Below are 14,855 nucleotides of genomic sequence, written 5' to 3'. Positions count from 1 at the left end.
ATGAGATCGCCTCCGAAAGGGATATCTAGTCATATAACTAGATAATAGGATACAAGAAAAGGAGTGAAAAATCAAGCGAAAATTTCACTCCCTGTTATTTCTATCTAGTAAACAGCCAAACTCCAGTGTATTATACTTAATACCGTAAGCTTATAAGAATTAGTATAATGAAATGGTTGAGGTAATGAACATGATCCCCGTATTATTTGGAGTTGCGCTGGGAGTAGGATTGATTCTTTATGGGATAATAAAATAGAGAATCGATCTCAAGATGCTGATTTAAAAGAATTTATTATTATCAGGGAAATCCGCAAGCGACTTTTTTATGCAAGGACGCTTGCGGATTTTTAACTTTATCGATACAATAATCCAATCTTTTTTTACTTTGTGAGAATGGGATCTGTACTATAATCGAAAATGCTTAAATGTTTCTAGCGTATTATTTCTCTATTTCTTCCAGAGAATTATGAAATAGTTGGATCTTTATCCTAGAAGGGATGATTTTGCGCCTATACAATGATCCTCATAGGAAAGAGGGAATAATTCGCCAGAAACACATCATCCGTGAGTTTGACTTCTATGTTCGATAAACCTGCCGTACTCTGCTCAGAGAAAATCGTTGCTTTTTTAAACGATAACTTTTTGGAAAAAGCTCTTTTTACGGAGCTGGCGGAAACAGAATTTCCTTGGGAAGTCGATTACCCCAAATTTCAGCGCATCCGCGAGAAATTATTCCATATCGAAAATACGCTTCGTTCCCAATTCCCGCAGCGGGAGATCGCCTGCGTTATCACGGGGAGCGGCGCCTTTTGGCTGATGGAAGAAACTTTGGCGGAATATTTCCGACTGGCGCAAGAACCGTTGCAGACGCTGCGATCCAAAGGGCCTCTCGACGCTTGGAAATTGACCACGGTGGAAGTAGCCGTAACCCACCTGAGCAATCTGCGCCAACTTCTCATGGCGATCGCTCATGACATGATTCTTCTTCAATTCCTCCAGGAATCGCTGGGCAACAATCATTTCATCGTTCTTCGCCAATTTGAAAACTGCGAAAAATACGTCCGCCTGCTTATCGATGAAATCGTGCGCCATAGTTCCGATATCGTTCATGCTTCCTCCGAAGAAACCATCATGCTGGAACGCTGCCGCATCACCCAACAGATGCTGGAAATGAATGAGGTCTCGGAAGAAGAACTTGGTTATACGCTTGAAGAATTGAAGCGGGTGGAAAAAGTGCTGGAAAAACGGGGCGGCGCCGACCGTCCCGCTTTTCGCCAACGGTCGCAAGCAGCCTACAATAAAATGATCGCATCTCTTCGGGAAAGCGAAAACGCCCAACTCAGCCGCGCCAGCAAATGGCTCATGGCTTTCACCCTGTTGGGCGGCGCGCCGGCTGGTTTTAAGGGACACGCCGAACTCTGCGAATTGGAGCGCACTGGAATGCGGTCGATTATCGCTTCCCGCGAACTCGAACTGGGCGAAACCGAGAAAGGCCAGGAAGCGCTGCAAGAAGCCGATGAAGCCAAAGGCGCGATTGACAGACCGCTGGAAGAAGCAATTTCAAACGATAGCGTCGAAACTCCCGATGAATCCGCAGAAATCGCCGCTTCGGACGCCGAACCGAAAAAACTTCATAAGCGACATCGCATGGCTTTCATGAGCCGAAGAGGCCGCTAGCTCCCGCCGAGGTGAAAATTCAAGGCGCGAGGTTAATTGTTGTTTTCTCGCGAATGTTCTTTTCGCAGGCTAAAACGAACATTTCCATCGGCGACTTGATATAGATTCCGCCCCCATTCATAAAACTAGCGCCGTTTTGCAGCCGCATATTCTTCGCGGCGATTTTTCGAATCGCGCGATCCTGCTTTTGATTCGCTTCGACGGCGAAAAGATCGATGATCTCCCGATCATCCGACTTACAAAATCCCATTAAGTAAATATTGTTCGATCGATCGCAAAGAAGATTGATGTTTTGATACCTTCCCCACGTTTTATCCGGCTGCCAATAATCTCGATTCGCTTCGGCTTGTTTCCATGACAAAAATGGTTCTTGTTCGAACCGGCAGCGTTCGTCGCTTAATGGATAAGCGTTGGATCGGTAGAAATCCACCGTATTGGCGTCCCAACTCGCGACTGCCAACAAATGGCCGTTGATCGTCTTCGTTATCCCCACCGCTCCTGCCGTTTTGATTTTTTCGGCATCGGATGATCGCTTGACGGTTAAATAGGCGCATTGAATGGGAGATGCGGCATTGGATATGTCCCAAAATTGGATCTCTGATCGCTTCTTATCTTGATTGTCTTCGACGCCGACTGCTAAATAGTTTCCAATAATCTGAAAGCCGCCCGCATGTTTTAGCGGAGGCGTAGCGCCGTCGGAGGGCAGGAACGTACAACCGATCATGCGGCCGTGACGGCGATAATCGAACGCGGCGGCGACGAGATAAGCTTTCGTGTTGGAACTTCCTGAAAGGAATACGATTTGCTGTCCCGGTTCCGCCGTCTCGGTGAATTGTACGCCTTGCAGGTGACCGCCTTCTGGAATCTTGTACTGTGGATTTTTAACAAAGACGATGGAACGGACATCTGGCGGAATATTCGCGAAAACGCTGGCAATATCATCTATTTGAGGAAGAGAATCTTTCGTTTCGGAGGCGTAAACGGCGGCGGCGCATAAAACGATGGCCAGCAAGAATCCTGCATTTTTCATGATGGTTTTCTCTCTTGCTTTCTCTTTAGGCGCTGGCAAGCGCTTCGACTTCTTCGATGGTTTTAGGAATAGGCGTTCCCAAAACTCGATGTCCGTTATCCGTCACTTCGACATCGTCTTCAATGCGGACGCCGCCGAAATGACGATATTCTTCCAGCCGGTCGTAACAAATAAATTCGCCGCAGCGATTTTCCGCCCGCCATTGATCGATTAACGCAGGGATGAAATAAAGGCCCGGCTCGACCGTCACGACATACCCTGTCTCCAACGCTTTAGCGAGACGCAAGGATTTCCATCCGAAATCGGAACGCCGTTGGATAGAAGGCGTATAACCGACGTAATCCTCTCCCAAATTTTCCATATCGTGCGCGTCGAGGCCTAGCATGTGGCCGACGCCGTGAGGAAAGAATAAAGTATGCGCCCCCGCTTCGACGGCGTTAATTGTGCGTCCCTGCAACAATCCTTCGTCTTGCAGCCCGCGCGCCAACGTCAGGCAGGCCAGATAATGTATCTCGCGATATTCTACTCCCGGCCGGATGGCGTCGATGGCGTTTAATTGCGTTTGCAGTACGATGGAATAGATGGCTTTCTGGCGGGAATTGAAAACGCCGCCGACGGGAATCGTGCGCGTGATATCGCTGGCGTAATGCTCCGGCGATTCCGCCGCCGAGTCGTTGATGACGAGGTCTCCGGCTTGCAGAACGTTTACATGCCATGGATTATGCAGCGTCTCTCCATGCTTGGTAAAGATGGTGGGGAAAGCCAAGGCGCAGCCGCGAGAGCGGGCGAGACCTTCCATAGCCCCGGCGATTTCGCGTTCGTGCGCTCCGGGAACGCTGCGCTTCATAGCCATAAGGTGCATATCGCGTGTAACGCTGTGCGCCGTTTCCATTTGTTCGATTTCCCGGCGTTCCTTGATGGAGCGCTGGGCGACGGCGGCGAGGATCAAAGATTCGGAAGCGCCTTGGATCGCCTCCTCTTCCGAGACATGCAGCAAACGGCTCAACCGCGAAATCGTTTCCGCTCGATAGGGCGGCAGATAATGAATCCGGCGTTGGCGGCGGCGGGCGGATTCCAGTCGCTCGGCCAAGTGGGTTGCCGGAGCGGTTTCCGATACTCCCACGCTTTGCGCTCTCTCCGCCAAACTGGGACGCGGCCCTGTCCATACAAGATCGTCAACTGTGGGATCGTCGCCAAATAGGCAAATGCGGTCTTCATCGGCATCAATCAGCGCCGCCAAGCCTGGATCGTCCAAGCCGAAATAATAAAGAAAAGAACTATCCTGCCGGAAAGGATAAGGATTGGCGCCATAGTTCATGGGACTTTCTTCATTCCCAAGAAATAAAATCAAATCCGATTCGAGACGCTCCATCAACGTCTTGCGCCGCTCCATATAAACATCCGCTTGAAACATAATTCCATTCTCCCTAGATCGTACAAAGTATACCCGCCGTTGAAACGGCTATTTTCGTTTGCCTCTTTAAAGGGGCATATAGAATAGCCCTGCCTTTCAAGGCTGGGCGGAGAAATTTCGTTGAATTCAAGATATTTTACGATTCTAAAACGCAGCAGAAATAATGCCAACGCGCAGTAATGGGATGATTATTCCATCACGCAGGCAGGATGCCTGCACTCCCAGGCTGCGTAACATGGGTTATTGAAGGAATTGTTCGACGAAGTATTTTGGATTCAACTTTTCTCCCGTCGCCCGTTCGATCATTTCATTCCAAGAATAACGGCTGCCAGGCGCAAATACTTTCTCGCGAAGAAAATCGCCGACGGCTTTATCGCCAACGTAACGAACGTTTCCCCCGTCCGATAGTCTCGGCGCGTTGCGAACGATGGCGGCGCTCAATTGGGAAGCGAACAACTCGCCCAACATATAATTATGGTAATAACAAGGCGCGATGGTGAAATGAAATTTCGCCGCCCAATTTGCGCCATGCGCTTCGGCGGGAGGATTGACTAATTGATATTTCTTGACCATATCCCACCAAAGATTATTCAAATCGCCATCGGGATCGGCGTATAACTGCTTTTCGAAATGGTACATAACCAGCGCCCAACGGGCGAATAGAATTTGTTGGAAGCGCAGATATTTTCCGCCGACTTTGACGGCGGCGGCGTAATCGTCGTTCGGCAAATCGAGCATCGCTTTCATCCAATCGGCGTTGCGGCTCAAGCGTCCGAAGAACATAGCGACGCCTTCCGTCGCGAAACTGTGCGCCGGTTCCCGCAGCAGATAGGGCAGGTCCATATCGTGATATTTATCGTAAACGGCGTGTCCCAGCTCGTGCAGGATGGTTTCCATCCAGCGCTCGTCGTTGTTGAGGTTGCAGAGAATGCGCACGTCGCCTTTGCGGTCGATATCCGTGCTGAAAGCGTTGGGATCTTTGCCTTCCCGGTCGTAGAGATCGCTTCTCGCCAAAATATCGTCCACCGGCAATCCGATTCCCGCGTAGAATTTTTCCGCCAATTGCTTTACATCGAATTTTTCATAAATCCGATCCAGATTGAATTCGTAAACCAACGGCGTCCGTTGGAAGAAGGGATCGTGATAATGCCAGGGCATTAAGGCGGACGCTTCGACGCCGTAATCCTTCGCGAGAATTTGGTCCAATTCCGCTTTCATTTCCGCGAAGGGCCGCCGCGTCAGGTCATCCAACGTCTGGAAGATGCGATCCAGCTCTTTAACGTCCTGTTCGCCCGCCGTGATGGAAAGCGTATGGTAATTGTCGAAACCCAACGGACGCGCCGCCTGATTGCGCAGCTTCACCAGTTGAATCAAATCCTTGGCGATAACGTCGCCTACTTGCTTGCTTGCCCGCCAGGCCAGTTCGCGGATGCGGCTGTCTTTTTCCGCGGTCATGATTTTGTAAATATCGCTGTTCGTGACTTTCTTGCCGTCCATCTCGCCGCGAAACGTGTTGTATGTTTTTTGAATTTTCGTATCCAAAGCGACAATCTGCTTCAACAATTCCGGTTCGATTTGATTGCGCAGATGCGCCCAATAAAGCAAATCCAACTGGCGGCGCAAAAGCTCGTCTTTTACTAGCTGTGATTCTTTCCATTTCTTAACCTGCGCGAAAGCGTTGCGGTCGCTGTAGAGTTCCTTGATTTTCAATTGCCATTGGTTGAACTGTTCGTAATCTTCCTCCCGGCCCGTTGTGCTGGCTTTCCATTGCGCCAATGCGGACGCCAAAGCCATCGGCTCCAGCTGTTTGACGCGATCGGCGATGAACTGCCGCAATTGACTTTCCACCTCTTCTTCCTTTCCATAAACGGACGACAGCAACAATACTACGAGCCATCCCGCCAAGAGCATTTTATTCATGATGATCCTCCAAATCTGTATGATTATCATCCGCGCCCCGATTGGATTCTATGATGAAGCGAAATACAATGAAGGCAAGCCGCCGGGACATTGGAACCAATCTACAAAAGTATAACAGCGTCAATTTTCATGAACGAAACATCCAATCTCATAGGGCATATCTTCGACATCAAGCGCTACGCCATCTATGACGGCCCCGGCATCCGCATCACGATTTTCCTGCAAGGATGTCCATTGAAATGCTGGTGGTGCCATAATCCCGAAGGCATCCGCGCCATTCCCGATTCGCCTGCGGATGCGGGCGATTTCAAATCCCGCCGCGTCATGACGGTTTCGGAATTGATGCGCGAAATCGAGAAGGAGATTCTATTCTTCGACGAATCGGACGGCGGAGCGACGTTTTCCGGCGGCGAACCATTGATCCAGCATCGCTTTCTGCAAGCGGCGCTGAGGGAATGCCGCCAGCGGGGAATTCATACAGCGTTGGATACTTCGGGCTACGCGCCGTTGGAGATGATGGATTCCATCGCTGGAGATGTGGATTTGTTTTTATTCGATCTCAAACTGATCGACGAGAAAAAGCATGAATTTTATACTGGTGTTTCCAACCAACCGATATTGTCAAATCTGAAAAGGTTAGCGGATCGCGGAAGAAATATCGTCATCCGCTTTCCCCTCATTCCCGGAATAACGGATGCGGAAGACAATCTTTCTCCATTAATAGCTCACATTCTCTCGTTGCGCCGGATTCAGACAATCCACATTCTACCCTATCACCAAACCGCCCAGCACAAATACAAACGCCTGCGCCTCGAAAACAGAATGAATGGCGTCAGCCCGCCTTCTCCCGATCTTGTGGAAGCCGTTAAAATACGCTTTGAAAAAGCGGGACTACAAGTTCATATTGGAGGATGACAATGAACCCAAGAATCGAAGCCCTGCGCCAGCGAAGCCTGGAAGCGATTCCCACCATCTCCGCCGAACGCGCCTTGTTGGTTACGGAATTTTATCAAAGCGGCCGGGCGGATAACGCCTCCGTTCCCATGCGCCGCGCTCTGGCGTTTCAATATATCATCGCCAATAAAACCATCGCTATCCAGGATGGAGAACTGATCGTCGGCGAACGCGGCCCCGCTCCCAAAGCCACGCCCTCCTATCCCGAAATCTGCATTCATAGCCTCAATGATCTCGAAATACTCGATTCCCGCAAAAAAATTCCCTATCGCGTCGATGGCGAAACGCGCAGGCTCTACGAAAACGTTGTCATTCCCTTTTGGCGGGGAAAATCGATGCGCGAACGCATCTTCGCAGAGATGTCCGAGGAATGGAAAACGGCCTACGAAGCGGGCGTCTTCACCGAATTTCAAGAACAGCGCACGCCGGGGCATACGGTGCTGGGCGATAAAATATATCACAAAGGATTTTTGGATTTGCAGGCCGAAATCCAGCAATGCCTCCAAAACCTAGACTTCTTCCGCGATCCTAATGCGCTCGATAAAAAAGAAGAATTGACGGCGATGAACATTGCGGCGGAGGCGTTAATTCATTTCGCCGAACGCCATTCCGAGAAACTGCTATCGCTAGCGCAACAAGAACTCGATCCCCAACGCCGCCAGGAACTGGAAGAGATGGCCCGCATCTGCCGCCGCGTCCCCGCGCATAAGCCGGAAACGTTTTGGGAAGCGTTGCAGTACTACTGGTTTGTCCATGTGGGCGTGATTACGGAGCTCAATCCTTGGGATTCTTTCAATCCCGGACGGCTGGATCAACATCTCTATCCCTTCTACAAAAAAGACCTGGAAGACGGCCGCCTGACGGAAGCGCGCGCCCGCGAACTGCTGCAAGCCTTTTGGGTGAAATTCAACAACCATCCCGCCCCGCCGAAAGTGGGCGTAACCGCCGAAGAGAGCGGCACTTACACCGACTTCGCTCTCATAAATCTCGGCGGCGTCAAAGCCGATGGTTCCGACGCCGTCAACGAACTTACTTACATCATCCTCGATGTGATTGAGGAAATGCGCCTGTTGCAGCCCAGTTCGATGGTGCAGTTGAGCAAGAAGAATGCGGATCGATTCATCAAGCGCGCCCTCCACATCGTGAAAACCGGTTTCGGCCAGCCTTCCATTTTCAATACGGACGCCATCGTACAGGAATTGGTGCGCCAGGGAAAAGCCATCGAAGACGCCCGTTGCGGCGGCGCCAGCGGCTGCGTGGAAAGCGGCGCCTTCGGCAAGGAAGCCTATATTTTGACAGGCTATTTCAACATTCCCAAAATCATCGAAATTACATTGAATAATGGCGCCGATCCCCGCACTGGTCGACGCATTGGATTGGAAACTGGCGATCCCGAAACTTTTCAAACCTTCGACGAGTTTTTTGCGGCTTTCGAGAGACAACTGCGCTATTTCATCGATATCAAAATTAAAGGCAATAACATCATCGATAAACTCTACGCCAAATACATGCCCGTTCCCTTCCTCTCGTTGCTGATCGACGATTGCATCGCCAAGGGGATGGACTATCACGCGGGAGGAGCGCGCTACAACACAAGTTACATTCAAGGCGTAGGGTTGGGATCGGCGACCGATTGCCTGGCTTCTATTCAATACAATGTATATGACAAACGGAATGTAAGCATGAGGGAATTATTGCTAGCGCTAAAGACGAATTTCGCCGATAACGATTCCTTACGCCGCCGCCTGATTGATGTAACGCCCAAGTACGGCAACGACGACGAATACGCCGACGCCCTGCTGACGCGGCTCTTCGAAGCCTATTACCAAGCTATCGACGGACGCCCCAATACGCGTGGCGGCTGCCATCGCGTCAACCTGCTGCCGACGACGGTTCACGTCTACTTCGGCAGCGTTATTGGAGCGCTTCCCGATGGACGCAAGGCGCGGGAACCGCTTTCCGAGGGCATCTCTCCCGTTCAGGGCGCCGACCGCAATGGGCCGACTTCGGTCGTCAAGTCCGCAGCGAAGATCGACCATCTCCGCACCGGCGGCGCACTGCTCAACCAAAAATTCACGCCCCAGTTGCTGCAAGACGAAAATGGCATAACCAAGCTGGCTCAACTGATCCGAACCTACTTCCGCATGGACGGCCACCACATCCAATTCAACGTCGTTACTGCCGAGACGCTGCGCAAGGCGCAAAAGAATCCCGAACAATACCGCGATCTCATCGTCCGCGTGGCGGGCTACAGCGATTATTTCGTCGATATCGGCGAATCGCTGCAAAACGAAATCATCGCTCGCACGGAACACGTTCAATTCTGACGCCAATTTTCGGCGGAATTTTTTTATTGTAACAATTCCTAAAACTTACATCCTTCGCCGAAGAGCGGCGCAGGAATGAAAGTCTATATAAAACAACCAAATAAGATAAAGAATATTGATATTGGAATAGAGCGGCGCTATTTCTTTTTCGCTTTTTATTGAGCCTTGAATTATCCTCTCTTTTTTCCCTCAGCGAAATATTTTCTTCTATTTGGCGTAAGTTTTATGAGAATCGCATCTTTTTGAGGATGCCGGATGTACGCCCTTCCAGCCGGAGAAGGCATACATCAACCGAAGCAATAGGGGGATAGAATCATGTTACGGGAAAATCATGGGAAAGCGAATTTATGGATTTTGGCTGTTGTCATTGTACTTACGGTTTCTTTCTTTACGCTGGTTGTGTCGGGTAAATGGACGCATTTTCATCACAAATCTTCGGAAACCGCCGACGCGGCAAAGGTTGCGGAGGGGAAAAGACAAGATATTGCCAGCAATTATGAAGTAGAAGAGGTTCGTTTCGATCCCGCCGAGTCGGGGAGAAATAAAGTTTCTGTAAAAGTGCGCAACCTGACGGATAAGTATCAAGTTACGGCGACGTATATTCAAACCAATTCCGGCAGCGCCGGATGGGGAAGCACTTTTATGCACAATATCGAACCGCAAAAAGAAAAATGGTGCGTTTATCATTTTGTAATCCGCGACAAGTTTTCCGATAAAGCCTGGGTGCGTCTGCGGTTCTACAATCCCGCCGCGTCCTCCTTCGATTCTATTAATATGGACGATTATTTTCTAGAAAAAAAATACTACGGTTCGCAATTGGAAAGGCGTCAGCCGGATATGAATTTTTCCCTGCCTGTGGAGCCGGAATTGGCGAGCGCCATTAAGGCGCGTTTTCAGCAATTTCAAGGTTGGCTGCGGGATGGGAATTATGAAGAAGCATGGAAGGCCATTACCCTTCCTTATCAACAAGCGGAATTTCATGGTACGTTCGAAATTTCCTTTAAACCCAGCTTGAATAAAACCTCAAGAAAAAGCACCCAAATACAAAGTTTGAAAATGGAGGACGTTGTCAAAAAAGGATCGTTAGTCATCCTAAATGCGGCGTTGGAAAGCGCCAAATGGAAAATCAATTTCGTTACGGACGAAGGCCAATGGAAAATCGACGACATTGAAGGATACGTCGAACTTAGCGCAAGAGACAGACTTTTATCAACGATGCAACTGCGAAAATCCAACCATTTCGATATCTATTATAAAAAAGGAACTCTCGCCGAACGCGATATCGAAAAGATCGCCAGTCAAAGAGATAATGGATATGAGGAGATCGAGAATTTCTTAGGCATTCAATCGGACGTGCGCATTACGCTTGTATTCTTTGAAGATATGGAATCCAAGCGCAAAGAAACGGGACACCAAGGCGCAGGAATGGCGCGAGGGACGAATGTCGTTGAAGTCTACAACGAAGAAACGCAACTCGATCCTTTTCACGAAACCACGCATATCCTCGCCAGCGCTATCGGCCAGCCGCCCGCCATTTTCAACGAAGGATTCGCTACTTATATGTCAAAACGATTGGATAAAGTGTCATCGAAAAATCTCGGCGATGGCAGTTCTTCGCTCTACGAAAAAGTGCGAGACCAGAAAAGCAAAGGAGAATGGATTCCGTTGAAAGAGTTGATCGCTTATGATGATATCGGTCCGGAATGGAGCCGTCCTCCGGTTGCCTATCCCGAAGCGGGAGCGTTCGTTAAATTTCTGATCGATGAGTACGGCAAGGTAAAATTCCTGCAAGCGTATAAAAACCTTGAAAATTCCAAAGATGAACCGGTAATCAAAGAGAACGTAAAAAAACTCGAAGAGATTTTCATTAAACCGCTTGATGCGCTGGAAGAGGAATGGCTTAGCGCTATGGGATTGCCGATTCAAAATTAACCCATCCACATGATGGTTGGAGAGTAACAGTGGAGGATGTCGGAAAGTTATTTTAGCTTATGGAATATGTGATTCGATAGTAAATTAAGAAGATTTTATCCGGTCATTTATTCTTTCGACGGAAAGGGGAGCAACGCCATGAAAAGTATTGCGTTATCGGTTCGTCGGCGCATTTTCGCTGTTTTGGTTGGCGGGCTGGCAATTGGCGGAATGGAATGTTCTGCGGCTTCGGAACCGCCGAATCGCCCTGAATTCTGGATACCTCTACAAACGCCTGCGACGCAATATGTTATCAATGTAAAAATCGATCTCACAAACCGTTCTCTTTCTGGAACCGAAACGATCCGTTTGGAGAATAAATCCAGACAGCCGTTATCGCGCCTCATTCTTGAAATTCCCGGCTTTGACGCTAAGGAGTTGAAGGTTTCGATAAAAGATCAATCCGTTAAGGTCAAAGGAACGGGAAACGGCTTGCCCCTCTCGCGCGGATGGATCGATTTGTCCGAACCGCTAAAAACGGGAGAATCGGCGGCGTTGGATATTCAATTCGAACATTCCATACCATCCGAAAAAAAAGTGTTGAAGTTGGCGGATTGGCATCCGCGTCTCTGGTGGGGGCATGACTCGACGGACGATTATGAAGTGAAGATCGACGCGCCCAAGGAATACGCCATCGCCGCCAGCGGCGTTTTCGAACAAGAAAAAAATCTCTATTCCGCGAAAGGTTTGCGTTCGTTTGGGATCGTCTTGCTGCAGAATTACGAGATGATAAAAGCGCGCGCTGGAGAAACGGATATCTTTTGTTATTGCGACGAGCCGTCCCGTAAATGCGCGGAGACGATTCTGCAAACGGCGGTCGACGTGATCGATTTTTACCGGAATTGGCTGGGATTCTACCCTCACAAAATCCTGCATATCGTTCCCGGCGAAATCTCCCATCCGGCGGGAGGCTATCCCATCGCTTCGGCGATCGTCGGCGTTCACGGAGAAGAGCAATTCGAAAGCGCGCCGGAATCCCATTGGCGATTTATCACGGCGCATGAAATCGGCCATCAATATTGGATGGAGCATGTTCTCCAGGCGCCGGACGCCTTCTGGCTCATGATCGGCCTGGGAGTCTACGCCGACCGCGCCTTTATGCAAGCGAAAGGGTATGGCGATCTACATGAGCGCGACATGATTCGGAGGTATATCGCGGGAGTGCGGGAGGGGCTGGATACTCGCATGGATCGTTCGGCGGAAGAAGCGGATCGGGTCGATTTCGATTACAACAACATCGTCGTTCACGGAAAAGGTTTCGGCTTCATCAGCGCTCTGGCATATTCTCTTGGCAAAGAGACGTTTGAAAGCGCCTATAAACGCTGCCTGGAAGAGTATCGCGGGCGTCCTCTCGCTCCATCCGATTTTCAGCGCGTATGCGAAGAGGAGAGCGGGCATAGGCTGGATTGGTTCTTCGATCCTTGGATTCATACCTCCCAATATCTCTCTTACGAAATCGCTTCGCAGGATATCCAAGAAAAAGACAGTGGTTTCGAAATTACCGAAAACGTGCGCCGCAAGGGAAAATTGCGGATATCAATCCCCGTAGCAGCTTATTTTCAAGACGGTTCTACTCAATGTCAAAATACCAATCCCTTATTGGATGAATCCGCTTTAGCATTCGTTAGCAAATCGCCGCTGAAGGAAATCAAATTGGATCCATTGGGCGAGTTGCCGCTGGTAAATCCGCCGCCAAATTCCAAAATCGACGACCTTTTCGATGAAGTTAGCAAACTGAACTGGACCGGCGATGGAGATAAGGCGTTAAAGATATTCTCACAAATCAAGAATTTCGAAACGGATGATTTGGACTTGTTATTTAAGTTGGCGATGTGTCTTTACGACGAGAAATATTATGAAGAATCGTTAAAAGCATTCGAAAAGTGCGCCGAGCTCGGCGAGAAGAAGGATACAAAACGATATTTCATCGGTTCCGTTTGGATGGGGCACTTGCTCGATTTGACGAAGCAAAGGGAAAAAGCGCTGGCGTGTTATCGTCAAGCGCTTCAAAGCGGATATGGCGGTTCTTTCCGGCATGACCAATATGGAATCAAGGTCGATCGCGCTTGGATTGAAGAACGTTTGCGAATCCCGTTTCATCGAGATTGATTTTCGCGAGGGAGTGAAGATTACATGTTGGATAGCGCTTCCGCCTTTTTCAAATCTTCTCCAAAAAGCGTCTGGCGGTAAGGCATTGCTTGTTCCCATTGCTCATAGATTCTTTTCAGCCAATAGAGGATATCGAAATTTCTATCTTTCAAATTCGTCCGCTCGGCGATATCCTCTTTTAGATTGAAGAGATAATCTTCGCCGTTTTCTTCCAGCCATTTCCATTTTCCCCAACGCAGAGCTTTTTCTTTGTGCAGCGTATTGCGCCAAACCAGGGTTTGTTCGACTTCGTCTCTTTCACCGATAAGAATCCGCATCATGTTGAATCCGTCGAACCAGCGGCTTGGCTTTACGCGGGCGGCGGCCATGATCGTGGAGCTTAAGTCCATAACAATCGCCGCTTGCGAGCAAACTTTCCCGGGGGGGAGATATTTAGGCCAGCGCAGCAGGCAGGGAACGCGAATTCCGCCTTCGCGCAAATGCCCCTTTCGACCGGAAAGCGGAGCGTTGCGGCCCAGGCGGCCGCCTCCGTTGTCGCTGCAAAAAACTACAAGAGTATTCTCTTCCAATCCCTGAGATTTCAGTTCCCCCAGGATTGCGCCGATGCCCGCGTCCATGCGCTCGGCCATCTTGGCGTAATCGCTGCGTTCGCCGCCTTGGCTCCAATTGGCTTCGTTCAATTCCTTATCCTTATCGTCCGGTCCCTGGATAGGCCAATGGGGAGCGTTGAAGGGCGCATAAAGAAAAAAAGGTTTTTCGCGGCGCCGCTGAATGAATTCGACGGCGTGTTGGGCGATGATATCCGTGATATAACCTTCGGTGGAGACAGGTTGGCCGTTTTCGTATAGATCGGGATCGCCCAATCGGTTTTTATGCCGAAAATAATCGATATTGCCGCTAAGGAATCCGAAGAATTCGTCGAAGCCGTGGCGAAGGGGCCCCCATTCTTCGCGATACCCCAAATGCCATTTGCCGAATAGGCCCGTGGAATACCCGGCTTCGCGCAGCATAGAGGCGATGGTCGTTTCTTGGTTCAACAACCCAGCGGACTGCGTTCCCGGCGGCAGCGCCCATTCCATGTTGGGAACGCGCTGTTGGTATCTTCCAGTTAGTAGAGCGCAGCGCGTCGGCGTGCAGACGGGAGCGGAGGCGTAATAATCCGTCATGCGCACTCCTTCCCGCGCCAAGCCGTCAATGTATGGCGTTTGGATATCCTCGCAACCGTAGCAGCCAAGGTCGCCGTAGCCCAAGTCGTCCGCCATAATCAGGATAATGTTGGGGCGATCGATGGTTCGAGTTTCTTCAGCGGACAGGCTGAGAGCGGGCGCGGCTAGGACGGCAGTCTGGAGAAAATGGCGGCGGGTGAGAATTTTTTCGGACATGATTTTTCAGATCATAATGGATCGAATACCCCGCTTCATCCTACTTCTCTTGTTGCGAAAGCGCGGCAATC

General features: G+C 49.9%; 9 protein-coding genes. 5 read left to right on the top strand and 4 right to left on the bottom strand.

All coding sequences use genetic code 11. The features are described from left to right. Positions 1-579: 579 nt before the first annotated feature. A complete protein-coding gene (locus AB1656_02035; protein ID MEW6234143.1) occupies positions 580-1,677 on the top strand; it encodes a hypothetical protein in 1,098 nt (365 codons plus the stop codon). Between the two features lie 19 nt (positions 1,678-1,696). Here the strand turns inward: AB1656_02035 and AB1656_02030 are convergent, their stop codons facing one another. From AB1656_02030 to AB1656_02020, 3 genes are all read right to left on the bottom strand, one after another. Beyond that, a complete protein-coding gene (locus AB1656_02030; GenBank protein MEW6234142.1) occupies positions 1,697-2,707 on the bottom strand; it encodes a hypothetical protein in 1,011 nt (336 codons plus the stop codon). A 25-nt stretch (positions 2,708-2,732) separates the two neighbouring features. Beyond that, complete coding sequence (locus AB1656_02025) at positions 2,733-4,121, bottom strand: aminopeptidase P family protein (GenBank protein MEW6234141.1); 1,389 nt, start codon at positions 4,119-4,121, stop codon at positions 2,733-2,735. Positions 4,122-4,361: 240 nt separating this feature from the next. After that, positions 4,362-6,041 carry a M2 family metallopeptidase gene (locus AB1656_02020; protein MEW6234140.1) on the bottom strand — a complete coding sequence of 560 codons (1,680 nt, stop codon included), beginning with the start codon at positions 6,039-6,041 and terminating at the stop codon, positions 4,362-4,364. Between the two features lie 129 nt (positions 6,042-6,170). Between AB1656_02020 and AB1656_02015 the strand changes: the two genes are divergently transcribed. From AB1656_02015 to AB1656_02000, 4 genes are all read left to right on the top strand, one after another. After that, positions 6,171-6,956 carry a glycyl-radical enzyme activating protein gene (locus AB1656_02015; protein MEW6234139.1) on the top strand — a complete coding sequence of 262 codons (786 nt, stop codon included), beginning with the start codon at positions 6,171-6,173 and terminating at the stop codon, positions 6,954-6,956. Between the two features lie 2 nt (positions 6,957-6,958). After that, complete coding sequence (gene hypD, locus AB1656_02010) at positions 6,959-9,322, top strand: trans-4-hydroxy-L-proline dehydratase (GenBank protein MEW6234138.1); 2,364 nt, start codon at positions 6,959-6,961, stop codon at positions 9,320-9,322. Positions 9,323-9,637: 315 nt separating this feature from the next. Next, positions 9,638-11,254 (top strand): hypothetical protein, encoded by a 1,617-nt coding sequence (locus AB1656_02005; GenBank protein MEW6234137.1) that lies wholly within the window; start codon positions 9,638-9,640, stop codon positions 11,252-11,254. A 138-nt stretch (positions 11,255-11,392) separates the two neighbouring features. Continuing rightward, positions 11,393-13,402, top strand: a complete 2,010-nt coding sequence (locus AB1656_02000) for a M1 family aminopeptidase (GenBank protein ID MEW6234136.1) — start codon at positions 11,393-11,395, stop codon at positions 13,400-13,402. Positions 13,403-13,422: 20 nt separating this feature from the next. Here the strand turns inward: AB1656_02000 and AB1656_01995 are convergent, their stop codons facing one another. Further along, positions 13,423-14,784 (bottom strand): sulfatase-like hydrolase/transferase, encoded by a 1,362-nt coding sequence (locus AB1656_01995; GenBank protein ID MEW6234135.1) that lies wholly within the window; start codon positions 14,782-14,784, stop codon positions 13,423-13,425. Positions 14,785-14,855: the final 71 nt, after the last annotated feature.

Source organism: Candidatus Omnitrophota bacterium (assembly GCA_040755155.1).
Lineage (GTDB): Bacteria > Hinthialibacterota > Hinthialibacteria > Hinthialibacterales > Hinthialibacteraceae > JBFMBP01.
Note: the sequence above shows the minus strand (reverse complement) of the source record. Positions and strands in the feature narration are given on the sequence as shown.